Consider the following 24,199-nt stretch of genomic DNA (forward strand, 5'->3'; position numbering starts at 1 on the left):
GTGCGGGTGCGGGTGCCTCGACCGGGGCCGGCGCAGGAGCGGCCGGCACGGGCGCGGGTGCAGGCGCGGCGGCGAGCACGGGTGTGGCGAGCACCGGTGCGGCGAGCGTCGCGGTCGGCGCCGGTGCGGTCGGGGCGACCACGGGGGCCGCGGCGGGCTCGGCGGCTGCCGCCGCGGGTGCCACGGGCTTCGCGGCGCTCGTGGGTGCGCTGCCGGTCGGCGTGCTCGGGGCGGTCGCGGCGACGGTCGCCGTGGGTGCCGCGGTGGCCGTCGGCGGGGTCCTCGGCGTGTTCTCGGGCGACGCCGCACCGACGGGCGAGGCCGACGGGCCGCTCGCGTCCGCGTCCCCGACGCCCGGGTCGACCGTGCGCCCGTCCGCGACCCCGACGCCCACCGTCCTGCCGACCGTCGCGCCCACCGACCTCCCGACGCTCGAGGCCGAGCCCGACGACGAGCTCGAGATCGGCACGCCGTCCGACGAGGACGACGCCACCGCTCCGGGAGCGGTCGGCCCGCGCACGAGCCCGACGACGGCACCGCGCACGGGGACCGGGACGGACGACGAGCCCGACGTGACGCCCGCCCCGGAGCCGGACCCCGACGTGACGCCCGACCCGGAGCCGGACCCCGACGAGACGACGCCCCCGCCGCCCGCCCCCGCGACCATCGGCGTCGCGACGACCCAGGCCGACGTCGTCCTGACCGCGGGCGCGTCCAACCGGCTGAGTGTCGAGCTCGTCAACAGCGGCGGCCTGGCGGCGACGGACCTGGTCGCCACCGTGACGCTGCCGAGCGGCGTGAACATCGACGAGGTCCGCACCGAGCTCGCGCCCGTCGCGCTCGCGGGCGGCGCCGCAGGACGGTTCGCCGTGGCGTCCGGGTCGACGACCTGGGTGTGCGGCCCCGCGCGGACCGCCGGTGCCGGGCGCTCCGTCGCCGAGTGCACGCTCGACACGCTGCCGCCGAACGCGTCCGCGCGCCTCGTCCTCCAGGTGGTCGCGGACGAGACGGTCGACGCCGACCCGGCCGCCGAGGTCACGATCGCGGTCCGCGGCACGGGCCTCGCGACGCAGACCAGGCCGATCTCGCTGCGGACCCCGATCGCCGCGTCCGCGCCGCGCCTCGCGCACGGCGGCTCGGCGACGTCCGTGCCGCTCGTCGTCCCCTCGGGCGACGCCGGCCACGCGCGCCCCTTCACGCTCGACCTCCTCAACGCCGGGCAGAGCGCGACCAGCGCCGGCGGGGTCACGCTCCGGCTCCCGGCCGGGGTGCACGCCGTCATGCCGCCCGCGGACGCGCTGTGGGCGTGCTCGGCCGCGTCCGCGGAGACCGGCGACGTCGTCACGTGCGGCGTCGCGGCCGGGCACTCGCTCCCCGGGCGCAGCTCGGCCGTGGACCTCACGCTCGGCCTCTACGCCGACGGCTCCGCGGCTCGGGTGCCCGACGCCGCACTCGTGTACTCGCTCCAGCCCGACGCGCCCGGCCGCAGCCAGAACCAGCGCCTCGCGCTCGGCGTCGACGGGTACCTGCAGGTGACGTCCGCCGCGGGCACCGTCGAGCTCGCGGGCGCCGACGCCGAGGTCGACATCCCCGTGACCGTCACCAACGTGGGCGGGCGCACCGTCGACGTCCCGACGCTGCGGCTCACCGCCCCCGACGGGACGCGCTGGGCCGAGCCGGACCCCGTGACGACCCTCGGCTGGACCTGCAGCCCGCCGCGGCCGTCGCTCGAGCCGGGCGCCGGCGGGGCCACCGTGGTGTGCACGGGTGCGCCCCTGGCCGCCGGGGCCAGCGTCCAGGTCGGCACCCGGCTCGTGAAGAACGGGATGTCGGAGGACGGGACGCTCGGCACCGCGGAGATCGCGGTCGAGACGCCCCGGATCGACGGACCGTTCCCCGCGGCGCGCGTCCTCGTCCGGGCGCTCCCGTACGGTCCCGACCCGACGCCCACCCCGTCGGTCACGCCGACGCCGACGCCGAGCGCGACGCCGACGCCGTCGGTCACCCCGACGCCGAGCGCGACGCCGACGCCGTCCGTCACCCCGACGCCCACCCCGACCGTCACGCCCACCCCGACCCCGACCGTCACGCCGACGCCCACGCCCAGCGTGACGCCGACCCCGACGCCGTCCGGGAGCCCGACGGCCCCCGCGGCGACCCCGCGCTACAGCTCGCCCGGCTCGGGGCACACCGTCACCGAGATCGGCGCGCCGCTCCTGACGTGCACGGCCCGCGGCGCCCGCGACACGTGCGGCCCGGCGCTCGCGGGGACGTCCGGCAGCGACGACCTCACGCTCGTCCCGCTCAACGCGGCGGGCGGGCGCACGGTCTCGTCGTCCGCGACGCTCGAGCTCCCGGCCGGTCGGCAGGTCGCCTGGGCCGGGCTGTACTGGGCGTCGAACAGCGTCCACACGCGGTCGAACCCGCTCCCGGCCGTCGAGCGGATCTCGGTCCGCGCGCCCGGGACGGTCGGGTACGCGCCCGTCACGGGCAGGGTCACGGTCCTCGCCGAGCACGGCTCGGGCCGGCCGAGCGAGTTCCAGGCGTTCGCCGACGTCACCTCCCTGGTGTCGCAGCACGGGGCGGGGGAGTGGTCCGTCGCGGACATCGCCGACCTCCGGGACGGTTCGCTCGTCGACGCGTACGCCGGCTGGGCGCTCGTCGTCGTGTACGCGGACCCGGCGGGAGGCCAGGTCGCCGTGCATGACACGCCGCTGCGCGCGCGGGACGCGAGCACGCCGACCCTGACGGTCGCGACCGAGCCCGGCGGCAGCGCCCGGATCGGCGTCGTCGCCTGGGAGGGCGACCGCGGCCTGCGCGGCGACCGCCTGCTCCTCGACGGCTCGCCGCTGACGCCCAAGCGGGCCGGGTCGAGCGTCGGGAGCCCCGACAACGCGTTCGACGGCACCGCGACGGGCTACGCCGCCCCGAACTCCCTGATGGTCGACGCCAAGGGCTTCGCGCGCGTCGCGACGACCGGCGCGACGGCCGCGCTCCGGCCGACGTCCGCCGCCCCGGACCACGACGACTACGTGGTGGGGGTCGTGACGGTCGAGACGCGGCCGGCGGGGCGCTGACGGGTCGAGACGCGACGCGGCTCCACGCGGGCGGTGCGACGCACCGCGCGCGCCGGTCGACCGGCAGGCGCCGGTTTCTGCGCGCCTCACCCGCTGTGGTCCAATAGGTCCTATGACCGGGACGAGCACCGACCGCCCGACGCCTGCGCGCGTCGCGTGTCGAATGTGCTGTCCCGGCGCGTGTCGCAGCCTCTGAGCTGACACCCGTCCCGTCGCGCCGGTCGCCGGCGGCCCCGGAGCCCTGCGCCCCGACCGTCCCCGCGGACGAGCACAGCGAGCACGCCCCCAGCACGGACCTTCCCCTGGCACAGCCGCCGCCGCGCGTCGGCCCGCCGCCGTCCGGCACGACCTCCGAGGACCTCGTGAGCACCGAACCCCACATCCGCCTGACGGCGCTGCGCAAGGTCTACCCGGGCACCGGCGGGACGGCCGAGGTGGTCGCGCTCGACGGGATCGACCTGGCCGTCGAGCGCGGGCGCATCCACGGCATCGTCGGCCGCTCGGGCGCCGGGAAGTCGACCCTGATCCGCTGCCTCACGGTGCTCGAGCGCCCGACGTCCGGCGCCGTGGTGATCGACGGCGAGGAGCTCTCGGCGCTGCCCGAGGCGCGGCTGCGGGAGGCCCGGCGTCGCATCGGGATGGTCTTCCAGCACGTCAACCTGCTCGACTCGCGGACCATCGCCCAGAACGTCGCCTACCCGCTCGAGGTCGCCGGGGTGCCCCGCGCGCAGCGGACGGCACGCGTGCAGGAGCTCCTGGACCTCGTCGGGCTCGGGAACCGCGCCGGTGCCTACCCCGCGCAGCTCTCGGGCGGTCAGCGCCAGCGCGTCGGCATCGCCCGTGCGCTCGCGACGGAGCCCGCGGTGCTGCTGTGCGACGAGCCGACGTCGGCGCTCGACTCCGCGACGACCCGGCAGATCCTCGGCCTCATCCGGGACCTGCGGGACCGCCTCGGCATCACGGTGCTGATCATCACGCACGAGATGGCCGTGGTCCGCGAGATCTGCGACTCCGTCACGCTGCTCGACCACGGGCGCGTCGCCGAGCAGGGGGCGGTGGCGGACGTCGTCGCGGCGTACGGGTCGCGGCTCGCGCGCGAGCTCATCCCGGTGCCCGACCTGCCGCTCGGCGAGGAGCGCCAGCTCGTCGAGGTCGCCTACTCGACCGACGACGTCCCGACCGCGGACGTGCTCGCGGCCGTGGCGGCGCTCGGCACGGGCGTCGAGGTCGCGGCGGGCACCATCGAGACGCTCGCGGGCCGCCGGGTCGGACGCCTCCAGCTCGACGTGCCGGCGGCCGACGTGACCACGGCGCTCGACCGGCTGCACGCGGTGGGGCTGCACGCCGTCGTCAGCGCGGACGGGGAGGCGGGTGCCGGTGGCGCCGCCCGTGCGACCGGTGCGGGGGTGACCCGATGAGCTTCGTCGAGGACCTCGTCATGAGCCCCGTGATCCAGGAGAAGCTCCCGGAGGCGACGTTCGAGACGTTGGCGATGGTCGGTGTCTCGTCGCTGCTGACCGCGGTGCTCGGCCTGCCGCTCGGCCTGCTCCTCGCGGCGACCGCGCGCGGCGGGCTGACCTCGAACGCGCTGGTCAACGGCGTCGTCGGCTTCGTCGCCAACGTCGTGCGGTCGGTGCCGTTCCTCATCCTCATGATCGCGGTCATCCCGTTCACGCGGCTGGTCGTCGGCACGTCGCTCGGCTGGGAGGCGGCGGTCGTCCCGCTGACCATCGGTGCGGTGCCGTTCTTCGCCCGGCTCGTCGAGACCTCGGTGCGTGAGGTCAGCCCCGGCAAGGTGGAGGCCGCGCGGGTCATCGGCGCGACGCGTTCCGGGATCGTCGTGCAGGTGCTCGTCCGCGAGGCGCTCCCGGCGCTCGTCGCGAGCCTGACGGTCACGGTCATCGCGCTCGTCGGCTACTCCGCGATGGCCGGGGTGATCGGCGGCGGCGGGCTCGGCGCGCTCGCCATCTCGTACGGCTACCAGCGCTTCGACCCGCCCGTGATGGTCGCGTGCGTGGTCGTGATCGTGCTGATCGTCGTCGTCGTGCAGGCCGTGGGCGACGCCGTGGCCCGCCGCCTCGACCACCGCTGACCGCCCGCCCGACCCACGCCGCACGCGGCCGGCCCGTGCCGGACCGCCGCCCCGCCCCCCCCGACCCCACCCGCCCCACGAGGGCCCACGTCCGAGGAGGACACATGAGGAAGACCCTGAGCACCCTCGCGCTCACCACCGCCGCAGCCCTGGTCCTCACGTCGTGCGGCTCGGGCTCCGAGGAGACCCCCGCGGCCGACGACGTCTCCGAGACCAGCGGCCTCACGACGCTCCAGGTCGGCGCCAGCCCGGTGCCGCACGCCGAGATCCTCGAGTTCGTCGACGCGGAGCTCGCCGAGAACGCGGGCCTCGACCTCGAGATCGTGACGTTCGACGACTACGTGCTGCCGAACACCTCGCTCGCCGAGGGCGAGCTCGACGCGAACTACTACCAGCACCTGCCGTACTTCGAGTCGCAGGTCGAGGAGCAGGGCTACGAGTTCGACCACTTCGAGGGCGTCCACATCGAGCCGCTCGGGATCTACTCGGAGAAGCTGGAGTCGCTCGACGACGTGCCGGACGGCGGCACGGTCGGCATCACGAACGACCCCGGCAACCAGGCGCGGGCGCTCGACCTGCTCGAGGCGAACGACCTCATCACGCTCGAGGACACCGGCGACGCGCTGCCGACGCTGCTCGACGTCGCGGAGAACCCGAAGGACCTCGAGCTCATCGAGACCGCGCCCGAGCAGCTCGTCCGTGCGCTGCCGGACGTCGACCTCGCGATCATCAACGGCAACTTCGCGCTCGAGGCGGACCTCAACCCGGCCGAGGACTCGCTCGTGCTGGAGTCGGGCGAGGACAACCCGTACGCGAACTTCCTGGCGTTCCGGACCGAGGACAAGGACTCCGAGGCGCTCGCGACGCTCGACGAGCTGCTCCACTCGGCGGACGTGAAGGCCTTCATCGAGGAGCGGTGGCCGAACGGCGAGGTCCTGCCGGCGTTCTGACGGGCAGCCACGCCCACGACGAGGCCCCCGGTGCACCTGCACCGGGGGCCTCGTCACGTGGGTCGCGCCGCCGGTCGACGTGGTCCCCCGACCTCGGTCGACCGGCGGCGCGGGTCCTCAGCGGGCGTCCCCCGAGCCGCCGAGGACGTCAGGGGCGGCGTCGAGCAGCTGCAGGCGCGTGACGCGGTCGCGCACCGTCCGCACGTCGTCCGGTCGCGTCGGGGTCGGGACCAGCGAGAGCGCGGTGAACGTCTCGGCGGCCGGCAGCAGCTCGCGTGCGAGGTCACGCAGCATCTCGGCGGCCGCGGCGATGTCCTCCGGGCGCGTCGCCGTCGCGGCCGTCGAGTCCTCCTCGGACGCGAGACCGACGTAGAGGATGAGGCCGGCGCGGCCCGCGAGCGGTGCGACCGTGTCGGGCGCGGGCCGCGCGGGGCTCAACGACGGCGGGAGGTCGGCGGACAGGCTCATGGGGTGTCTCCGGGGTGCGTGGCAGCAGCGTGCGAGGGTGCCGAGGCGGCGGGGTCGGGCGGTCCGGGTGGTCAGGACCAGCGACACGTCGCTGCGCATGCCGCATACGTCGCGCGGCGCACCGGACAGGTGCGAGCGGCGCGGTGCAGGGAGATCACGGTCGAAGCCTCACACGCGTGGCGCGGCCCGGCCAACCGTTATGCGCGATGGTCTCAGCGGGTGAGAAGCCGATGAGGGCCGCTGAGACGGCCCGGGCAGACGTCCGGCCCGGCACCGACGCACGGGCGGGGTGCCGGGCCGGACGGGAGCCGGAGGTCCGGGGTGCGCGGTCCGTGGGGGCGGCGCCGGCGGTCCGGACGGGACGCGTGCGGTCAGACGACGCCGTACAGCCGGTCGCCGGCGTCGCCGAGCCCCGGGACGATGTACGCCTTCTCGTTGAGCCGCTCGTCGACGGCTGCGACGACGACCTTGACGTCGACGCGGTCCCCGACGGCGTCCTCGACGACCTTGAGGCCCTCGGGCGCGGCGAGCAGGCACACCGCGGTGACGTCCCGGGCGCCGAGCGCGAAGAGGTAGTCGATCGCCGCGACGAGCGTGCCGCCGGTCGCGAGCATCGGGTCGAGCAGGAAGCACTGGCGACCCGACAGGTCGTCGGGCAGGCGGTTCGCGTAGGTGATCGCCTCGAGGGTGGTCTCGTCGCGCTGCATGCCGAGGAACCCGACCTCGGCCGTCGGCAGCAGGCGGGTCATGCCCTCGAGCATCCCGAGCCCCGCGCGCAGGATCGGCACGACGAGCGGGCGCGGGTCGGCGAGCTTGGTGCCCGTCGTCCGGGCGACCGGGGTCTCGATCTCGTGCGGCTCGACGTGCACCTCGCGCGTGGCCTCGTAGGCCAGGAGGGTCACGAGCTCGTCGACGAGGAGGCGGAACGTGGGGGAGGCCGTGTCCTTGTCCCGCAGCACCGTCAGCTTGTGGGCGACGAGCGGGTGGTCGGCGACGTGCAGGCGCATGGGGCCAACCTACCGTCCGTCCACACTCCGGGACGGCAGCGCGGCCGGGCGGGGCTCTCGCGGGGCGGACGTTCGCGGGCTCGCGTGGGGGCGGGTGCGCGGGACGTGCGGCGTGGGAGTCGGCGGGCCTGCGCGAGGATGGGGCCATGACCGGGACGGCCGACGACGCGCGGCACATGGGCCTCGCGCTCGACGAGGCGCGGGCGGCCCTCGCGACCGGCGACGTGCCCGTCGGCGCGGTCGTCGTCGGGCCGGACGGCGTCGTCGTGGGGACCGGCCGCAACGCGCGCGAGGCTGCGGGCGACCCGACCGCGCACGCCGAGGTCCTCGCGCTGCGCGCCGCGTCGGTCGCGCTCGGGCGGTGGCGGCTCGACGACTGCACCCTCGTAGTGACGCTGGAGCCGTGCCTCATGTGCGCGGGGGCGACCGTCCTGGCGCGGGTGCCGAGGCTCGTGCTCGGCGCGTGGGACCCCAAGGCCGGGGCGTGCGGGTCGCAGTGGGACGTCGTGCGCGACCGGCGGCTCAACCACCGCGTCGAGGTCCTCGGCGGGGTGCGCGAGGACGAGTGCGGCGCGGTGCTGAGGGACTTCTTTGCGGGGCACCGGGGGTCCTGAGCGGGAGCGAGCCCGTGGGCGGCGTGCGGCTGACGTCCGGCGAGCTCCGGGTCAGACCGGCGGGAGCGCCCGGGCGAGCTCGCTCAGCACCTCGGAGGTGCCCGCGTCGACCGTGAGCGTGGCGAGCGGATCACCGCGCGTCGCGCCGCGGTTGACGATGACGACGGGCATCCCGGCCTTCGCGGCGTGCCGCACGAACCGCAGCCCCGACATCACCGTGAGCGAGGACCCCGCGACGAGGAGGGCGTCCGCCGCGTCGACCATCGCGAACGCGCGCGCCACCCGGTCCTTCGGCACGTTCTCGCCGAAGTACACGATCTCGGGCTTGAGCATCCCGCCGCAGCGCTCGCAGGCCGCGACGCGGAAGTGCGCGGTCGTCTCGATCACCGCGTCGGCGTCGGGCGCGATCTCGATGTCACCGACTGCGGCGCCGACGGACTCGACGAACCCCGGGTTGAGCTCCTCGAGCCGCCGGTCGAGCGAGGCCCGCGAGACGACGTGCCCACAGCTCAGGCAGATCACGCGGTCGTACCGGCCGTGCAGGTCGATGACGTCGACGCTCCCGGCCTCCTCGTGCAGCAGGTCCACGTTCTGCGTGATGACCCCGACGAGCACCCCGCGCGCCTCGAGCTCCGCGAGCGCCCGGTGCCCGGCGTTCGGCTCGGTCCGGCGCATGTGCTGCCAGCCCACGTGGTTGCGCGCCCAGTAGTGCCGCCGGAACGCCGGGTCGCCGACGAACTGCTGGAACGTCATCGGGTTGCGCGGCGGGGAGTCGGGCCCGCGGTAGTCCGGGATGCCCGAGTCCGTCGAGACGCCCGCGCCGGTGAGCGCGGTCACCCGCCTGCCGGCCAGGAGCGCGACGGCGTCGGCGGCCGTGCCGGTGCGCGGCGCGGGGGCGGGCGGCGGGACGGCTGCTGCAGGCGGCGACGGGAACCCGGTCGGCGGGCTCGGCGGGGTGGGCACCGCTCCACGGTACGACGGGGTGCGCCGGCGCTCCCGGCGAGCGGCGCCGACGCTGGCCCGGTGCACCGAGCGGTCGCGGCGACCTGTCGATCCTCCGATTACGGACCACGGCCTCCGACCGGGTACCCTTCTCGGCGAGGTAGCGTGTCCGAGCGGCCTAAGGAGCACGCCTCGAAAGCGTGTGTGGGTGAAAGTCCACCGTGGGTTCAAATCCCACCGCTACCGCTCTGGGGTCCTGGCGCAGGTCAGGCCCCTGAAGTGACAGAACCCCTCGCGGGGGCCCGGAAGGGCGTCTCGCGGGGGGTTCCGTCATGTCGAGGCCCGGTCGGGCGGTCTGCGGCGCCTGGCGCACGCGTGGCGGCTCGGCGCCCGTCACCGGACGGGGGAGTCGGATGCGTCCAGCTGGCGGTGCCCGTACTTGTCCCGGAGGAAGTTGCCGGTGGTGCTCAGGTCCGCCGTCAGGCGACGGTGGCGGCTCGCGTCGAGAGCGTCGGCCTGGCCCGAGAGGATCCGCAGCTGCTCGGTCAGCTCCTCGTCGGGGCTGCGCCCGTTCGGCTGGCGCTCCTGCCGCCTGCTCGGCGGGATCGCCAGGTAGCTCCGGAGCACCGCGGGCAGGTACTCGCGCGTCACCGCGTCCAGCTCGTACTCGAACCGCGGGTCTCCGGTGGGCTCACGCTGCTCCGCCGCGATCACGGAGTCCAGCACCTGGCAGATGTGCAGGACGGTCCGGTGAGCGTCACCCGGCAGGCGGTGCCTGTTCCGGTCGGCGTGCCTGCGGGTCCAGGCGACCGCCGAGGGCAGGTGCTCCGAGCCCGCGACGGGGAGGGTGCGCTGCGTGCGTACCGCCTCGAGGACGGTGACCGCCGCTGCGGGGACGCGCTTCCACCACCGGGGACGCGCCGGCAGCCACAGGTCGCGCAGGTGCCAGGAGCGGACGCCCGAGGCGCCCATGGCCGTGAGCGCGAGCAGTGCGGGCGGACCCCAGGGGTCGAGCACGAACACCGCCGTGGAAAAGGCCCCGGCGTAGAGCAGGCCCTCCAGCGCCGTCCTGAGGTCCTTCCGCACCGCGCCGATGACGAGCACCAGATAGGCGAGCAGGGGCAGGAAGACAAGGACGCCTGCCACCTTGACGACGTTGCCGAGCGTCAGGCGCGACATGAGCAGCTCCTCTCCAGGACCGCTGTGGTGTCGAACGGAGCCGCTGCCGGCCGCTGGCGCGTCCGGTGGATGGTGGCCTCGGTCGTCGGAGACGGGGGCTGGAGCTCGGACGCGTCTCGGAGCTCCGGTGGCTCGTTCCGGCCCAGATCGCGCGGGTGGGACACGTGGCCTCCTCGAGCACTCGGGGTCTGAGTCGATTCTCTCAAACCTGTCAACGGCGCGGTCATCGATGCCGCTCAGGTGGCGGCGGCGGCCTCGAGGCGCCCCGCGACGTCACCGGCTCAGATCCACTGCTCACCCGAAGGTCCCCACCTGCAGGGTGGCGCCTCCGTCGTCCCTGGATGAGGCACGAGAGATGACAGGGCGGGGGCTCGGCCCGACCGGCGGGCTGGTCACTGCCGCGCGTGACAGGTGCGCGGCTGGGTTGGCTCGCCCACGACGTCGACGAGCGTGCAGCTGGAGGAACGCATCACGCACAGACGGCTGCGTGCCGTGTGAGGAACCGCTCGACAAGCTCCGCGGCGTCCGCCCTCGACTGCCGCGCTCAGGTGCGCAGGATGACTTCCATGTGGCCGACCACAGCCTCCGCGGCACGCAGCGCGTGCGCGGTCTTGTCAGCCGGCAGGCCGTCGGTGCCGTACTGCGCTGCGTCCTTGAGGTCAAGGAGCGTCGACAGGGACTTCACCGCTGGCCCGGCGCTTCGCACCGTGCGGAGCAGATCTACCGCTTGATGATGGTCTTGGCCGCGTGAGCGCTGCTTCAGGACGTGGCCACAGATTGCGTCGCTCGCCGCAATGCCCGACAGGACCGCGAGGGAAGCACAGACGAGGCGATAGCTGGTCTCGTCCTCCTCAGCAACCATCTGAGCGACCTCGAGGAACTTGCGCGCGGCGTTTGCCCGGACTCGAACGTCGGCAGTCGTCATGTCGGCCACGCGGCCAGAATTCCGCGGGCTCATCCCACTGCCCTCTTGGCCTGGGCGACGGCGTTCTCGCCGAACACGAAGTCCGCGTCCCGCAACCACGACGTGAAGATGGGGTCCCCCGCGGCGGCCGCCATGTGAACCTGACGCAGAGTTCGCACGTCCAGGTGTGCGCGGTTGCCGGTCCACCGCTTCACCCGTACGTGCAGCGTCTCGCTCAGGTCGTCAACTTGCGCGTCGGCAGCGTCGCGCCCGTCCGGCAGGACGAGAAGCAGGTCGATGTCGGAGTCCGGCCGAGCCTCACCGCGCGCGACGGACCCGTACACCGCCAACGAGAACAGAGGGCCGTTCCAGGAGCAGTCGCCGGCCAGTGCTCGCAGCCGTTCTCGTAGTTCCCCGTAGGGGTCGTAGGTGCGGAGTGCCGCGTCCAGGGCGGGATAGGCGAGGTGGTCGCGATTCAGCTCGTAGATGGCCGTATTGCCAGCCGTCGTGCGAGCGACGACGCCCTGGTCGGCCAGTCGGTCCAGCGCGTAGCGGATGCCGTTGCGTGAGCCTGTCCCAGCTCGCTCGTGGACGTCGCCGGCCGTCTGCGGAGCGTTGACGGAATAGAGCTGCCGGAGTGCTACTCCTTCGAGCCCAGGGATGAGAGCCTCGGTGGGCCTGCTCCAGTCCATCGGACCTCCTGTCGGAACCGTTCCGATCGTACAATTTTCTGTACGATCGCGCACTGTTTCGACGCAGCCCGGGGAGGTCGGCGGGCATGACAGCCACGTCACCTCCGCAGCGCCACCTCCTCGCCGAGCCACCCGAGCTTGTCGGGGTTCGCGATCGACCACACGTGCGTCACGCGCCCGCCGGCGACGGTGAACCCCACGACGGCGACGAGGTGCCCGTCGAGCTCCATCCGCAGCCCGGGCTCCCCGTTGACCCAGGCGACGGCCGCGACGAGGTCTCCCTGGGCCTTCGCCATGCCGCCGACGAGGTAGCGCGCCAGCCGCTCCGCTCCCACGATCGGCCTGCGTGCGGCGCCACGGACCCGCCCGCCGCCGTCGGCCACCGCCACGACGTCGGGCGCGAGGACGGCGAGGAGCCCGTCGAGGTCGCCGGTGTTGAGCGCCGCGACGAGACAGGTCACGGCCTGCTCGTGCTCGGCACGGACGACCGGGACCCGGGGGCGCCGAGCGGCGACGTGGGCCTGGGCGCGGTGGGCGATCTGCCGCACCGCCGCGGGCGTCTTCCCGACGGCCGCGGCGATCTCGTCGTAGGGCACGTCGAAGACCTCACGCAGCACGAACACCACGCGCTCGGCGGGCCCGAGCGTCTCGAGCACCGTGAGCATCGCGAGCGAGACGCTCTCCGCGAGCGCGACGTCGTCCGCCACGTCGGGTCCGGTCAGCAGCGGCTCCGGGAGCCACTCGCCGACGTAGTCCTCCCGGCGCCGCGACACGGTGCGCAGGTGGTTGAGCGCCTGCCGCGTCACGACGCGGACCAGGTAGGCGCGCGCGTCGCGGACCTCCGAGCGGTCGACGGACGCCCAGCGCAGCCACGACTCCTGCAGCACGTCCTCGGCGTCGCCGGCCGAACCGAGCATCTCGTAGGCGACGGTGAACAGCAGCCGGCGGTGGACGACGAAGGGGTCGTCCTGCGTGCGCGCGACGTCGGCCACGGTGCGCCCTACCGGCCGTCCGCAGCGCGGGTCGCGCCGAGCACGCCGGTCGGGCCGGTCACGCCGGTGAAGCCCGTCGCCCCCGTCGCGCCCGACGCCCCGGTGGCCCCCGTCGCGCCCGACGCCCCCGTCGGGACCGCGAGCGGCGGCAGCCCGCACGAGTCGGCCAGGTGCTCCGAGCGGATGCCGAGCGCGAGGTTCATCCGCGCCGACATGTTCATGAAGGCGACCCTCGCGGCGAGCTCGACGAGCGCCGCGGGCCCGAGGTCCGCCAGGAGCGCGTCCGAGAGGGCGTCGGTGACGGCCGGCGGGGTCTGGCTCGCCGCCTCCGCGTACTCCAGGACCCGCCGCTCACGCAGGGAGAAGACCGTCGAGTCCCGCCAGCGCGGGACCTCGCGGACCTTCGCCTCGTCGAGCCCGTGGTTGTGCGCCACGAAGTACTGCAGGTCGAGGCAGAAGCCGCAGCCGACGGTCGCGGCCGCCGCCATCGCCGCGTACGACGCCAGGTCGGGGTCGAGCGCGTCCCAGCGCTCGAGCTTGCGGCCGAGGCCCATCGCGTCCTTCATGACCGCGGGGTTGTGCCACAGCACGCCCACGGAGTCGGGCACGCGACCGAGCATCCTGCGGGCCGCGAGCTTCACGAGGGTGCCGTACGCACCGGTGACCTCGGTCGGGGGGACGCGCGTCGGGGTGGTCATGGCTGCTCCTGTGTCGTCGGGCGGGAACTCCGTCGACATGAAGACACCGACCGCAGCGCGGCTGTGACACCCGCCCGTCAGGCCGTGCCCTCCGCGAGCCACGCCTCGAACGCCGCGAACGACGACGGCCGCCCGAGGAACCGCTCGACGAGCTCCGCGGCGTCCGCCGACCCGCCGGGCTCGAGGATCGCCTCGCGGTACCGGCGGCCGACCTCGGGGTCCATGAGCCCGTCCGTGAACGCCGTCCGCAGGTCCTTCGCGATGACGAGGCTCCAGAGGTACGTGTAGTAGGCGGAGCCGTACTCGTCGAGGTGACCGAAGCCCGCGTACTGGTGGCTGTCCGCGACCGGGGTGTAGGGACCGAACCGCGCGTCGACGCCGGCGGTGAACGCCGCGAGGTCCGCGGGCGGGTCCGCGTGCAGGCCGTACGACAGCGCCGTGAAGTTGAGCTGCCGGCGGGTCCAGGCGCCGCGCGCGAAGGCGTCCGCACGCCGCATCCGCTCGACGAGCGCCGCGGGGATGGGCTCCCCGGCGGCGTTCGTCGCGAACGACGCGAGCACCCCCGCGTCCCAGCCCCACTCCTCGAGCAGCTGGCTCGGCGCCTCGACGAAGTCCCACTCGGTCGCAACCCCGGAGAACATCGCCCACGGCTGGTGCCCGCCGAGGACCTCGTGCACCAGGTGCCCGAGCTCGTGGAAGAACGTCAGCACGTCGTCGTGCTCCAGCAGCCCGGTCGGGAAGTTGCACACGAGCGCGCCCTCGGGCAGCGACCGCCCGGCGATGCCGGGCCGCAGCGGGAACTGCGCGGCGTGGTTGAACTTGCCGGCACGCGGGTGCATGTCGAGGTAGACGCGGCCGATCGGACGGCCCCCGTCGGTCACGTCGTACACCTCGACGTCCGCGTGCCACGTCGGCGCCTCGACGCGCTCGAGCGCGATCCCGAACAGGCGTTCCATCACGCCGAGCACGCCGGGCTTCACGGCCTCGTACCGGAAGTACTCGCGCACCGCGCGGGCGTCGACGTCGTACTGCTCGTTCTTGACGACCTGCTCGTAGAACAGGTTGTCCGCGGGCGTCAGCGCCGTCGCGCCGGGGACGTCCTGGCGGTACCGGGCGAGCATGACGTCGACGTCGTGCGCCGCCGCCCTCGCCGTGAGGGCGTCGAGCCGCTCGACCAGGTCGGCGATCGCCCGCCCGGAGCCGATCATCTTGACCTCGGCGTCGTACGTCGGCCAGTCCGGGTAGCCCAGCAGCGCGGCGCGCTCGGCGCGGAGCCGGAGCAGCTCGGCGAGGACCGCCTCGTTCGCGGGCCAGCCGATGCGCTGGTGCTCCCGGGTCAGGGCGAGGCGGACCTCGGGGTCGGTCGCGTACGTGCGGACCGGGAGCAGGTCGGGGTACTCGGTGGTGAGCGTGACGAGGCCCTCGTCGTCCGCGGGGTGCTCGGCGAGGAAGTCCTCGGGCAGCCCGGCGAGCTGCTCGGGGCGCACGCGCACGGTGCGGACGTCGTCGCGGATGTTGCGCGCGAACTCCAGGCCCAGCTCGGTGCACCGCTGCGCCAGGGCGCGCAGGCGCTCGCGGTCCTCGGGCGAGCGGTCGACGCCCGCGCGGCGGAAGTCGCGCAGCACGTGCTCGCGCACCCGGGCGGCACCCGCGTCGAGGCCCTCCGGGTCGGTCGCGGCGAGGACCTGCCACAGCTCGTGGTCGAGCCCGCGCCGGGTCACGAGGTCCTCCGCGGCCTGCGCGCCCTCCTCGGCGGCGGCGCGCAGCTCGGCGTCGGGGTGCACCTCGGCGAGCAGGTGCGCGGCGGACGACGCGGTCGCGATCGCGACGTCGGCGTCGTTCCACAGGTCGAGGACCTCGGCGGCGGTGCGCGCGGTGCCGTCCTTGAGGCGGGCGAGCAGCGCGCGGGCGTCGTCGAGCGACGCGTCGAACGTCGCGAGGTAGGCCGGCCAGGCGCCGGGCTCGGCGGGGAACGCGGTGGGCTGCGCGAGGGGCATGAGCCGACGATAGCCACGGCCGGGTGGGGCCGGCCGCCTCTTTCTGCGCCGGACCGGTGGGTCGCCGGGGCGCGGAGCCGGGCGGTGCGGGCTCGGGTGGGGTGGGGTGGGACGGCGTGCGGCGCCGGGCGGGACGGGACGGGCGGGCGGGGTGGGACGGGACCGGCGGGACGGTCAGCGCGCGGGGCCCAGGACGAGCCGCACCGTGACCGTGTCGCCCAGGTCGAGCTCCTCGGACCGGCGGACCGCCGCCTTGACCGGCACGAGGTAGCGGCCGTCCCGCGGGAACAGCGACGTCTCCCACGCGGTGCCGTCGATCCGCGCCAGCACGGGGATGACGCCCCACCCGTACGTCACCTGCGACGCCACCGCCGTGATGGCGGCGCTCTCCTCGTCGGGCACGGGGACGTAGTGGTACGGCGAGGGCCCGCGCCAGTAGATCACCGCGCCGGTGAACTCGAGCTCCATCGCGCGAGCATCCCGCACCACCCGGGTGCCTGTCGCGGGTCCGCACCCGGCTCGTCGCCGCGGGTCGAGGCCGCGCCGACCGGGCCCGACGTCGACGGTCGGGCCCGTCCTCGCGCGTCAGGCGCGGCGGCGGGCCGCGAGGGTCGTGACCACGGGCGCGAGCAGCGCGACCGCCGAGGCGACGAACGCGGCCGTCGCGACCGTCTCGTCGACCACCGGGCCGTTCGTGCGGCCGAGGCCGATCCAGGCGAGTCCCCACGCCATCGCGAGCCCGGCCGGGACCACGACGCTCGGGCGGGTGCGCCCGAACACCGCGTAGGCGACGGCGAGCGCCGCGGCGGCGGCCAGGACCACCACGGACCACCACGTCGCACCGAGGCCGAGCTCCCCGACCCCGGCGTCTGCGAGGAACGCGGCGATGTTCGCGAGCGACGCGACGCTGACCCAGCCGAGGTAGAGCCCCACGGTCACGTCCGTGACCCAGGACGTCACCGTGCCCGTGTGCGGGATCCGGACGAGCCGCACGAGGATCACGGCGAGCACCGCGAGGAGCGTGAGGATGACCACGACGCTGCCGAGGACGGACCCGGCCTGGACCACCCCGATCCACAGCGCGTTGAGCAGCATCGACGCGAGGACCCACCACGAGACGGCGCGCAGGCGGGGGTCGGCGGCCTGGCGGGGGAGCGCCTGGACGACCGCGAAGACGGCGAGGCCGGTGTAGATGACCGACCAGATGGAGAACGCCGGGGAGTCCGGGGCGAGCGGTGTCGCGGTCGCGGACAGCGCCCCGCCCGCGGCCTCGGCGACCGGCTGCCCGCCGAACGCGCCGGAGCCGACGGCGGCGCCCGCGACGGCGACGGCGGCACCGACCAGGACGGTGACCTGACGGACCCGGTCCTGGGACGTGACGGGGGCGGCGGCGGCCGTGCTGGTGGTCTGCATGGGCCCCAGCATGGCGGTACTCAGCATGCTGAGCATCTTGAACGGCGCCCTCGGCGCACGGGCGGGCCTCCGCCACGGGACCTCGGGGGTCCAGCCGCGGAGGCCCGGTCCGGGCAGCCGTCAGGAGCGGCCGGAGCAGAGCGCCGTGTCGACGAGCGCGAGCACCTCGTCCGAGACCACGACGCCCGTGTCGGTCGGCAGCGCGAAGTGCGCCGTCGTCGTCGCGACCATGATCGCCCGGCCGTCCTCCGTGACCCCGCCGTCGGTCTGGTAGCCGGGGATGATCCCCCCGTGGCCCCAGGCCAGCTCGCCGCAGCTCAGCTCGGTCGACTGCAGCCCCAGCCCGTAGCGCCACGTCTCCGGGATGCCGGGCAGGTCCATCGGGACCGTGGCCGTCATCTGCGCGAGCTCGGCGGGGCGCAGCACCTCGCCCTCCAGCAGCGCGCGGAAGAACGTGGTGAGGTCGCCCGGCGTGGTCACGACGTCCCCGGCGGCCCAGGACGACGAGGTGTCGATGTCGGTGTGCTCGAACAGCGGGGACCCGATGGGCTCGGCGTGGTAGCCCTTCGGGTGGTCGCCGCGGAGCGCCCGCTCGCCCCGGTCGGGCACGTAGGTGTCCGTCAGGCCCAGCGGCTCGATGACCCGCTCGGTCACGGCCTCCCCGAGCGGGCGGCCCGTGACCTGCTGCACGAGCAGGCCCGCGAGCACGTAGTTCGTGTTGCTGTACGACCACGCGCCGGGCGGGGTCGGGGGCAGCGCCAGCCCGAGCGCGACGAGCTCGTGCGGCTCCATGTACCGGTCCTTGAGGGCGCGCAGCGCGGGGACGCCGTCGACGACGAACGGCGGGCCGTCGGTGAAGCTGCCGATCCCGCTGGTGTGCTGCAGCAGGTCGCGCACGGTGATGTCGTGCCCGTCGACGGGCCCCCGCACGAGGCCCGGCAGGTACGTCTCGACGGACGCGTCGAGGTCGACCCGGCCCTCCCCGACGAGCTGCAGCACCACGGCCGCGACGAACGTCTTGCTGTTGCTGCCCGCGCGCACCTGCCCGTCGACCGGGACGGGGGCGCCCGTCTCCAGGTCGCCGACACCGGCGACGAGGTCGCGCTCGCGGCCCCGTCGGTCCGTGACGTTCGCCAGCACGGCGGGGACCCCGTGCTCGTCGACGAGCCGGTCGAGCGCCTGCTGCACGACGTCCGTCCGCGGCCGGTCCTCGTGCCCGTGCTCCCGGCCCCGGTCCGCGGCGAGCGCGACGGCGGGCGTGGCGAGCGCGGCGCCGGCGGCGAGCGTGCACACGAGCGCGAGCGACGACATGCGGGTGGGCTGCTGCCGGCGCGTGCTGCGGGGCGTGCGGTCGGTGGTCTGCGACATGAGGGCTCCTCGGAGGGGTGTGCCGGTCGGGGGTCGGTCGTGCTCCCGTCCACCGTGCGTCGTGGCGCACCGCCGCCACCATGCCGGTACCCGCCGTGTCCGGGGTGGGGTCTGCACCACCCCGGGCCGGGGCCGGCCCCCGTGCGCGTCTCTCGGTGTGTGCCCAGGTCAGCGGCCCGCGGCGGCCGGCGACGGTGCGCAGCCGAAAAGGCTCACGCGTGTCTGCCCCGTCCACTACCGTGCCACCGGCGTCGCTCCGCACCGGCAATCCGCCCGGGTCCTGCGTCGAGCGGCCGGACGCGTCAAGGGGGCGCCGTGCGAGTGTCGAAGCAGGTCAGGAACAACCCGGTGGCAGGAGCGCGCCGGCTCCGGCGAGGTGCGCTGGTGGCCGCCGTCCTCGCCACCGGGGCGCTGCTCGCGCCCGGGACGGCGGTGGCGTCGCCGGGCGCCGCGCCGGCCGGCGGGACGGCGGCGTACCCCGCCCGGAACCACGCACCGGCGGCCCCGGCCGACCTCTGGGCGGCCGACCCGGACAGGCGCTGCGCGGCGGACGGGTCGCCCGTGACGATCCGCGACCTCGCGCCCGTGCTGCACGCGACGCTGACCGACCCGGACGGCGACCAGGTGACGGCGACGTTCACGCTGCGCGACGGCCTCAGCGGCAAGCGCCTGTGGGGCCCGGTGACCGGCGGCGCGCAGGCCTCCGGCGCGGACCACACGGTGCGCGTGCCGGAGGGGCTGCTGCAGGACGGCCGGACGTACGAGTGGCGCGTCCAGGCCAAGGACGCGAAGGGCCGCAAGAGCTCGACGGTCCGGTGCCGCATCGCCGTCGACGCGACCGCGCCCGCCGCGCCCGAGGTGACCGCCGTCGCCGGGGCCGCCGCCGTGTACGTCGAGGACGGCACGGCCGGCGGGATCGGCGTCGCGGGGGACTTCCGCCTCGAGGCCGCGGCGTCCAGCGGCACCGTCGCGTTCCTCTACGAGGACCTGCAGAGCCGGACCCCCATCGAGCTCCCGGCCGGGGAGACGGGCGTGACCTACCGGTTCGTCCCGACGCAGGCCGGGCCGCAGTGGATCCGCCTGACCGCGGTCGACGCCGCGGGCAACGTGAGCGCCGAGCGGTTCTACCGCTTCACGGTCGACAGCCCGTCCCGCGACGCCCGGTGGCTGCTCGACGAGCGCTCCGGCGCCGCCGCCACGGACACCACCGGGACCCGGCCGTTCACGCTCTCGGGCTCGACGACCTGGACGGGTGGGGTGCTCGCCGACCTGCTGAACCGTCCCACGGACGGCGCGCTGCTGTTCGACGAGCCTGCGGACTCGGCCACCACGGCCCAGGCCGCCGTCGACCCGTCCACGAGCTTCTCCGTGCTCGCGTTCGTGCGGCTCGACGAGACGGGAACGGCCCGCACCGCGGTCAGCCAGGACGCCGGTCCGGGCTCGGCGTTCGAGCTGGGCACCCGCACCGACGGCTGCCCCGGGGGCACGTCGGAGTGCTGGGCCTTCACGGTCCCCGGTGCCGACGAGGACGCCGCTCCGGCGGTCGCCGTCTCCACCGTCCCGGTGACTGCCGGGTCGTGGGTCATGCTGGCCGGCTTGCGTAACGCCGGGGCCGGCACCGTCCAGCTCAACGTGTGCGACCTGGGCTCCGCGTCCGAGCCCGGCGAGGGGGACACCGTCCGGGGCACCGCCGTCCCGGCACCGACCTCGGCGTCGGCGTCGGGGCCGTTCCGGCTCGGTGCCGCGCTCGCGGACGGCGCGCCGGTGCGGAGCTGGGCGGGCGCGGTGAGCGCGCTGCGCACCTACGACGGCGTGCTCGGCACCCCGCAGCAGTTCATGGCCTGCATGAGCGGGTCCTGACCCACGGGGGCGTCCTCCTCCGGGAGGGCGCCCCCCGGCAGGGCGGAGCGCCTCGAGCCCGCGCACCCAGCACGGTCCGAGGACGTGATCTCACCCGGCCGCCCGGGGGCCGGGCCGCCGGTCCGGGTCGGAGGTCCCAGGCCGGACGGGCGTCCAGTTCCTAGCGTTGCGGGTGCCGCTCACCACCGGCACTCCGCACACACCTGGGGCCACCGATGACCACCACCGTGATTCCCGCGACCGCCCGTCGCACCCCGCGCCTGCGCACCCTCGGCCGCCGTGCCGCCGGGGTCGCCGCCCTCACCGCGCTCACGCTCGCCGGGGGCGCGTCACCCGCCTCGGCGCACGAGCGCTGGTTCGCCGAGCCGGCCGACGGCGGCGACTGGAGCTTCTTCTTCTCCGCGCTCCCGCTCGCCCTGACCGCCGTGATGGTCGGGGTCACGGTCGTGTGGCGGCTCGTCGCGCGACGCCTCCCGCGGCCCGAGCTCGGGTTCCTGCGGCCGCTGAGCCGGCTCACGCCGTACGTCCCGCGGCTGCTCGCGATCCACCTGGGCGTCTCGCTGCTCGCGTTCTCCGTGACCGGCGCGTTCCTGACGCCGTCGCTCCCGCTCGACGACGTCCCCGGCGGCGCGTTCGCCGGGGTCGTCCAGGCGGCGGTCGGAATCTGGCTCGTGACCGGCGTCCGGCTGCGCTGGGCCGCACTCGGCGTCGTGCTCCTCGGCCCCCCGGCGCTGCTGGCCGCCGGTCCGGTCGCCCTGCTCGAGACGGCCGGGCTGCTCGGCATCGCGGGGTTCCTCGCGGTGCTCCCGCCGTCGGACGGCACGTTCGGCCGCGTCGACCCGAGCCCCGAGCGGCTCCGGAGCGCGCTGCTCGTGCTGCGCGTGGGGGTCGCCGTGGCGCTCGTCTCGCTCGCGTTCAGCGAGAAGTTCACGAACCCCGAGCTCGCGCGGAACACCCTGCACGAGTACCCGGAGCTCGACGTCCTCGCACTCGTCGGGATCACGGTCGGCCCCGACGTGTTCATCGCGGTCGCCGGCGCGGTCGAGCTGCTGTTCGGGCTGCTCGTCCTGTCCGGGGCCATGCCGCAGGTCGCGGTGCTCGTGGCGATGGTGCCCTTCAACGCGACGCTGCTGCTGTTCGGTACGACGGAGGTCGTCGGCCACCTGCCCGTCTACGGGGTGTTCCTCGCGCTGCTCGTCTACGGCTCGGACCCGCGGACCGCGCCCTCCGTCCCGTGGATCCCGTCGCGGTCCGACGTCGAGGCGGCTCGCGGCCTGCGCGGGCGGGGCCCGGCTTCGCGTGCGGCGCTCGCGTAGGGGAGACTTGCCCGGTCGAGTTTCCACGGTGCGAAGGGGTTCATCAGATGTCGAACGACGGTGCAGGCGTTCCCGACCACGAGGCGACGCCGCAGCGCGCGAAGGGCATCGTGCTGTTCGTCCTGACGTTCGCGATCTTCCTCGCGGGGTTCTGGATCATGGCGGTCGGCTTCGACCAGCAGTCGGGGCTCATCTTCGGCGGCGGCATCCTGGCCTCGACCCTCGGCGTCATCCTGCCGTCGATCCTCGAGCCCTGACCGGTCCCGGACCCGCACGGCGCATGACGACGACGCCGCGGCGAGCGCCGCGCGGACGGGCCTGACGACGCCGTGCCCGAGGGCCACACCGTCCACCGCATCGCCCGCCAGCTCGAGCGGGACCTCGTCGGCCACCGCCTGCGGGTGACCTCCCCGCAGGGGCGGTTCGCCGCCGGCGCCGAGCGGCTCGACGGCCGCGTGCTCGTCGCCTCCCGGGCCGTCGGCAAGCAGCTCTTCCTCGAGTTCGAGGGCGAGCTCGTGCTGCGCGTCCACCTCGGGCTCTACGGTGCGTGGGACCTGCACGGGCGGGTCACGCCGCTCGACGAGGGGCTCGTGCCGCTCGCGAGCCTCGGGGCGCCACGCGCCCGCCGTGCGGTCCGGGTCGGTGAGGGTGAGAGCGAGCTCGCGGAGCCGGCCGGCGAGGACCGGGCGTTCCCGCCGCCGCCCGTCGGGCAGGTGCGCGTCCGGCTGCTGAGCGAGGAGACGGCGGCGGACCTGCGCGGGCCGACGGCGTGCGAGGTGCTCGACCCCGGTGCGGCCGCAGCGGCAGCAGCGCGGCTCGGCCCGGACCCGGCGGCGTTCGACGACCCGGGCGCGCTCGCCGCGGCGGGGGAGCAGGTCGTCGACGCGGTGACGTCCCGCTCGACGGCGGTCGGGGCGCTGCTCATGGACCAGTCCGTGGTCGCGGGGATCGGGAACGTGTACCGCGCGGAGCTGCTGTTCCGGGCCCGCCTCGAGCCGCACACGCCCGGGCGACGGGTCCCGCCGGAGGTCGTGCGCGGGATCTGGCAGGACTGGACCGTCCTGCTCGCCGACGGGATCCGCACGGGCGTGATGCTCACGCGCGAGGACCTCGACGAGGCGGGCCGGGCGCGCGCGCTCGTCGACCGGGACGCGCGGCACTGGGTCTACCGCCGCGCCGGGCTGCCCTGCCACGTGTGCGGCACCGCGGTGCAGGTCGAGGACATGGCGACCCGCAAGCTCTACTGGTGCCCGGTCTGCCAGGTCTGACGACCGCACTGCCGACCCGACGGCCGGCCGTGCGAGAGCGTGATGCTCAGCGCACGCGGCGCTGCAGCGCGCGCAGCTCGCGGAACCCGATGGCCGCGGCGACGAGCCCCGGCACGAGCGCCCACGTGCGCCCCCGGGCGGCCGCGGCGACGCACACGAGCGCCACGACCGCGCAGCCCACCACGGTCGCGACGCTCGCCCAGCGCACGGATCTCACCGACCCGACGGTACCCGCGGTGCCGTGAAAGGCTGCTCCGCATGGACCTGAGGATCTTCACCGAGCCCCAGCAGGGGGCCACGTACGACGACCTGCTCGCGGTGGCGCGCGCGACCGAGGAGCTCGGTTACGACGCGTTCTTCCGCTCCGACCACTTCCTGCGCATGGGGGACGGCGACGGCCTGCCGGGGCCGACCGACGCGTGGACGACGCTCGCCGGGCTGGCGCGGGAGACGTCGCGCATCCGGCTCGGCACGCTCGTCTCGTCGGCGACGTTCCGGCACCCGGGCGTGCTCGCGGTCCAGGTCGCGCAGGTCGACCAGATGTCGGGCGGGCGCGTCGAGCTCGGCCTGGGCGCGGGGTGGTTCGCGCAGGAGCACGCCGCGTACGGGATCCCCTTCCCCGAGAAGCGGTTCGGGATCCTCGAGGAGCAGCTGGACGTCGTGACGGGGCTGTGGGGCACGCCGGTCGGGGAGACGTTCTCCTACGAGGGTGCGCACTACACGCTCACGAGATCGCCGGCCCTGCCCAAGCCCGTGCAGTCCTCGCCGCTCGACCCGACCCGGGCGGGCGTGCCGGTCATCGTCGGCGGCAACGGCCCGCGACGGACCCCGGCGCTCGCGGCCCGGCACGCCGCCGAGTTCAACGTGGTGTTCCCGGAGCTGCACGAGGTCGGCGCGAAGCTGGACCGGGTCCGGGACGCCTGCCGGGCGATCGACCGGGACCCGGCGACGATGATCTTCTCCGCGGCGTTCCTGCTGTGCGGCGGCAAGGACGACGCGGAGGTCGAGCGGCGCGCGGCGGCGATCGGCTGGGACCCGGCGGAGGCGCGGGCGCGCGGCATCGCCGGGACGCCCAGCGCGATGGTGGACCGGCTCGGGGTGCTCGCCGAGCAGGGCGTCTCGCGGGTCTACCTCCAGGTGCTCGACCTGCAGGACCTCGACCACCTCGCGCTGGTCGCGAGCGACGTGGTCCCGCAGCTCGGCTGAGTCGCGGGACGCGGCTGCGTCGTGGAGGGCCCGCGTGCACGGCACGCGGGCCCTCGGCGCATCACGGCCCCGAGCGCGCGGCGGGCCCTCGTGCCCTCGGCGCGTCACGGCCCCGAGCGCGCGGCCGGCCCCAGTGCACCGGACGCGGGCCGGCGC

The 24,199-nt window shown here is 75.3% G+C and carries 22 protein-coding genes, 1 tRNA gene and 1 pseudogene; 11 read left to right on the forward strand and 13 right to left on the reverse strand.

Translation table 11 applies throughout. The features are described from left to right. From AB6N24_RS15450 to AB6N24_RS15465, 4 genes and pseudogenes are all read left to right on the forward strand, one after another. Positions 1 to 3,077, forward strand: a pseudogene (locus tag AB6N24_RS15450) (hypothetical protein); the annotation flags it as partial. 362 nt (positions 3,078 to 3,439) lie between these two features. Continuing rightward, positions 3,440 to 4,495, forward strand: a complete 1,056-nt coding sequence (locus AB6N24_RS15455; protein ID WP_412870278.1) for a methionine ABC transporter ATP-binding protein — start codon at positions 3,440 to 3,442, stop codon at positions 4,493 to 4,495. After that, the gene (locus tag AB6N24_RS15460) at positions 4,492 to 5,169 is read left to right on the forward strand and encodes a methionine ABC transporter permease (RefSeq protein WP_412870279.1); all 678 of its coding nucleotides are present in this window, start codon (positions 4,492 to 4,494) and stop codon (positions 5,167 to 5,169) included. The genes AB6N24_RS15455 and AB6N24_RS15460 overlap by 4 nt, the downstream gene beginning before the upstream one ends. A gap of 104 nt (positions 5,170 to 5,273) precedes the next feature. Next, positions 5,274 to 6,119, forward strand: a complete 846-nt coding sequence (locus tag AB6N24_RS15465; protein ID WP_412870280.1) for a MetQ/NlpA family ABC transporter substrate-binding protein — start codon at positions 5,274 to 5,276, stop codon at positions 6,117 to 6,119. 117 nt (positions 6,120 to 6,236) lie between these two features. On the opposite strand, the gene AB6N24_RS15470 is transcribed toward AB6N24_RS15465, so the two are convergent. Continuing rightward, on the reverse strand, positions 6,237 to 6,587 hold the full coding sequence (locus tag AB6N24_RS15470) for a hypothetical protein (protein WP_412870281.1): 351 nt from the start codon (positions 6,585 to 6,587) through the stop codon (positions 6,237 to 6,239). A gap of 371 nt (positions 6,588 to 6,958) precedes the next feature. Beyond that, on the reverse strand, positions 6,959 to 7,594 hold the full coding sequence (upp, locus tag AB6N24_RS15475) for a uracil phosphoribosyltransferase (protein WP_034627760.1): 636 nt from the start codon (positions 7,592 to 7,594) through the stop codon (positions 6,959 to 6,961). A gap of 146 nt (positions 7,595 to 7,740) precedes the next feature. On the opposite strand from upp, the gene AB6N24_RS15480 reads away from it, so the two are divergent. Beyond that, on the forward strand, positions 7,741 to 8,208 hold the full coding sequence (locus AB6N24_RS15480; RefSeq protein ID WP_412870282.1) for a nucleoside deaminase: 468 nt from the start codon (positions 7,741 to 7,743) through the stop codon (positions 8,206 to 8,208). Positions 8,209 to 8,259: 51 nt separating this feature from the next. On the opposite strand, the gene AB6N24_RS15485 is transcribed toward AB6N24_RS15480, so the two are convergent. Continuing rightward, a complete protein-coding gene (locus AB6N24_RS15485) occupies positions 8,260 to 9,171 on the reverse strand; it encodes an NAD-dependent protein deacetylase (protein ID WP_412870283.1) in 912 nt (303 codons plus the stop codon). A gap of 138 nt (positions 9,172 to 9,309) precedes the next feature. On the opposite strand from AB6N24_RS15485, the gene AB6N24_RS15490 reads away from it, so the two are divergent. Next, positions 9,310 to 9,396: transfer RNA gene (locus AB6N24_RS15490), tRNA-Ser, on the forward strand. A 147-nt stretch (positions 9,397 to 9,543) separates the two neighbouring features. Here the strand turns inward: AB6N24_RS15490 and AB6N24_RS15495 are convergent. The 9 genes from AB6N24_RS15495 to AB6N24_RS15535 form a co-directional block, all read right to left on the reverse strand. Next, entirely contained in the window at positions 9,544 to 10,329 is a 786-nt protein-coding gene (locus AB6N24_RS15495) for a hypothetical protein (protein WP_412870284.1), read from the reverse strand. Between the two features lie 544 nt (positions 10,330 to 10,873). Then, the gene (locus AB6N24_RS15500; RefSeq protein ID WP_412870285.1) at positions 10,874 to 11,263 is read right to left on the reverse strand and encodes a hypothetical protein; all 390 of its coding nucleotides are present in this window, start codon (positions 11,261 to 11,263) and stop codon (positions 10,874 to 10,876) included. Positions 11,264 to 11,283: 20 nt separating this feature from the next. Then, on the reverse strand, positions 11,284 to 11,925 hold the full coding sequence (locus tag AB6N24_RS15505; protein WP_412870286.1) for a nucleotidyltransferase family protein: 642 nt from the start codon (positions 11,923 to 11,925) through the stop codon (positions 11,284 to 11,286). 98 nt (positions 11,926 to 12,023) lie between these two features. After that, a complete protein-coding gene (locus AB6N24_RS15510) occupies positions 12,024 to 12,917 on the reverse strand; it encodes an RNA polymerase sigma-70 factor (protein WP_412870287.1) in 894 nt (297 codons plus the stop codon). 8 nt (positions 12,918 to 12,925) lie between these two features. Next, positions 12,926 to 13,615: a carboxymuconolactone decarboxylase family protein gene (locus AB6N24_RS15515; protein ID WP_412870288.1), complete on the reverse strand. Its 690-nt coding sequence runs from the start codon at positions 13,613 to 13,615 to the stop codon at positions 12,926 to 12,928. Between the two features lie 77 nt (positions 13,616 to 13,692). Continuing rightward, the gene (locus tag AB6N24_RS15520; RefSeq protein WP_412870289.1) at positions 13,693 to 15,612 is read right to left on the reverse strand and encodes a M3 family metallopeptidase; all 1,920 of its coding nucleotides are present in this window, start codon (positions 15,610 to 15,612) and stop codon (positions 13,693 to 13,695) included. 174 nt (positions 15,613 to 15,786) lie between these two features. Then, positions 15,787 to 16,080, reverse strand: a complete 294-nt coding sequence (locus AB6N24_RS15525; RefSeq protein ID WP_412870290.1) for a DUF1905 domain-containing protein — start codon at positions 16,078 to 16,080, stop codon at positions 15,787 to 15,789. A 117-nt stretch (positions 16,081 to 16,197) separates the two neighbouring features. Continuing rightward, positions 16,198 to 17,025 carry a tryptophan-rich sensory protein gene (locus AB6N24_RS15530; protein ID WP_412870291.1) on the reverse strand — a complete coding sequence of 276 codons (828 nt, stop codon included), beginning with the start codon at positions 17,023 to 17,025 and terminating at the stop codon, positions 16,198 to 16,200. A gap of 120 nt (positions 17,026 to 17,145) precedes the next feature. Then, a complete protein-coding gene (locus AB6N24_RS15535; protein WP_412870292.1) occupies positions 17,146 to 18,393 on the reverse strand; it encodes a serine hydrolase domain-containing protein in 1,248 nt (415 codons plus the stop codon). Between the two features lie 384 nt (positions 18,394 to 18,777). Between AB6N24_RS15535 and AB6N24_RS15540 the strand changes: the two genes are divergently transcribed. The 4 genes from AB6N24_RS15540 (at position 18,778) to AB6N24_RS15555 (ending at position 22,837) form a co-directional block, all read left to right on the forward strand. Further along, a complete protein-coding gene (locus AB6N24_RS15540; protein WP_412870293.1) occupies positions 18,778 to 20,253 on the forward strand; it encodes a LamG-like jellyroll fold domain-containing protein in 1,476 nt (491 codons plus the stop codon). 215 nt (positions 20,254 to 20,468) lie between these two features. Beyond that, on the forward strand, positions 20,469 to 21,569 hold the full coding sequence (locus AB6N24_RS15545; RefSeq protein ID WP_412870294.1) for a hypothetical protein: 1,101 nt from the start codon (positions 20,469 to 20,471) through the stop codon (positions 21,567 to 21,569). 47 nt (positions 21,570 to 21,616) lie between these two features. Beyond that, positions 21,617 to 21,826, forward strand: a complete 210-nt coding sequence (locus AB6N24_RS15550) for a hypothetical protein (RefSeq protein ID WP_034627781.1) — start codon at positions 21,617 to 21,619, stop codon at positions 21,824 to 21,826. Between the two features lie 72 nt (positions 21,827 to 21,898). Beyond that, positions 21,899 to 22,837, forward strand: coding sequence for an Fpg/Nei family DNA glycosylase (locus tag AB6N24_RS15555; RefSeq protein WP_412870295.1), 939 nt, complete (start codon positions 21,899 to 21,901; stop codon positions 22,835 to 22,837). Between the two features lie 46 nt (positions 22,838 to 22,883). Here the strand turns inward: AB6N24_RS15555 and AB6N24_RS15560 are convergent, their stop codons facing one another. Beyond that, positions 22,884 to 23,054 carry a hypothetical protein gene (locus AB6N24_RS15560; protein WP_412870296.1) on the reverse strand — a complete coding sequence of 57 codons (171 nt, stop codon included), beginning with the start codon at positions 23,052 to 23,054 and terminating at the stop codon, positions 22,884 to 22,886. 41 nt (positions 23,055 to 23,095) lie between these two features. Between AB6N24_RS15560 and AB6N24_RS15565 the strand changes: the two genes are divergently transcribed. After that, on the forward strand, positions 23,096 to 24,043 hold the full coding sequence (locus tag AB6N24_RS15565; protein WP_412870297.1) for an LLM class F420-dependent oxidoreductase: 948 nt from the start codon (positions 23,096 to 23,098) through the stop codon (positions 24,041 to 24,043). Positions 24,044 to 24,199 lie beyond the last annotated feature (156 nt).

The sequence above is a fragment of the Cellulomonas jepli genome, assembly GCF_047229345.1.
Classification (GTDB): Bacteria; Actinomycetota; Actinomycetes; order Actinomycetales; family Cellulomonadaceae; genus Cellulomonas_A.

Excerpts from the sequence above, each read along its gene's own strand:
- AB6N24_RS15460 (WP_412870279.1), top strand. The coding sequence starts at position 4,492 with ATGAGCTTCGTCGAGGACCTCGTCATGAGCCCCGTGATCCAGGAGAAG.
- AB6N24_RS15465 (WP_412870280.1), top strand. The coding sequence starts at position 5,274 with ATGAGGAAGACCCTGAGCACCCTCGCGCTCACCACCGCCGCAGCCCTG.
- AB6N24_RS15470 (WP_412870281.1), bottom strand. The coding sequence starts at position 6,587 with ATGAGCCTGTCCGCCGACCTCCCGCCGTCGTTGAGCCCCGCGCGGCCC.
- upp (WP_034627760.1), bottom strand. The coding sequence starts at position 7,594 with ATGCGCCTGCACGTCGCCGACCACCCGCTCGTCGCCCACAAGCTGACG.
- AB6N24_RS15480 (WP_412870282.1), top strand. The coding sequence starts at position 7,741 with ATGACCGGGACGGCCGACGACGCGCGGCACATGGGCCTCGCGCTCGAC.
- AB6N24_RS15495 (WP_412870284.1), bottom strand. The coding sequence starts at position 10,329 with ATGTCGCGCCTGACGCTCGGCAACGTCGTCAAGGTGGCAGGCGTCCTT.
- AB6N24_RS15505 (WP_412870286.1), bottom strand. The coding sequence starts at position 11,925 with ATGGACTGGAGCAGGCCCACCGAGGCTCTCATCCCTGGGCTCGAAGGA.
- AB6N24_RS15515 (WP_412870288.1), bottom strand. The coding sequence starts at position 13,615 with ATGACCACCCCGACGCGCGTCCCCCCGACCGAGGTCACCGGTGCGTAC.
- AB6N24_RS15520 (WP_412870289.1), bottom strand. The coding sequence starts at position 15,612 with ATGCCCCTCGCGCAGCCCACCGCGTTCCCCGCCGAGCCCGGCGCCTGG.
- AB6N24_RS15525 (WP_412870290.1), bottom strand. The coding sequence starts at position 16,080 with ATGGAGCTCGAGTTCACCGGCGCGGTGATCTACTGGCGCGGGCCCTCG.
- AB6N24_RS15530 (WP_412870291.1), bottom strand. The coding sequence starts at position 17,025 with ATGCAGACCACCAGCACGGCCGCCGCCGCCCCCGTCACGTCCCAGGAC.
- AB6N24_RS15535 (WP_412870292.1), bottom strand. The coding sequence starts at position 18,393 with ATGTCGCAGACCACCGACCGCACGCCCCGCAGCACGCGCCGGCAGCAG.
- AB6N24_RS15545 (WP_412870294.1), top strand. The coding sequence starts at position 20,469 with ATGACCACCACCGTGATTCCCGCGACCGCCCGTCGCACCCCGCGCCTG.
- AB6N24_RS15550 (WP_034627781.1), top strand. The coding sequence starts at position 21,617 with ATGTCGAACGACGGTGCAGGCGTTCCCGACCACGAGGCGACGCCGCAG.
- AB6N24_RS15565 (WP_412870297.1), top strand. The coding sequence starts at position 23,096 with ATGGACCTGAGGATCTTCACCGAGCCCCAGCAGGGGGCCACGTACGAC.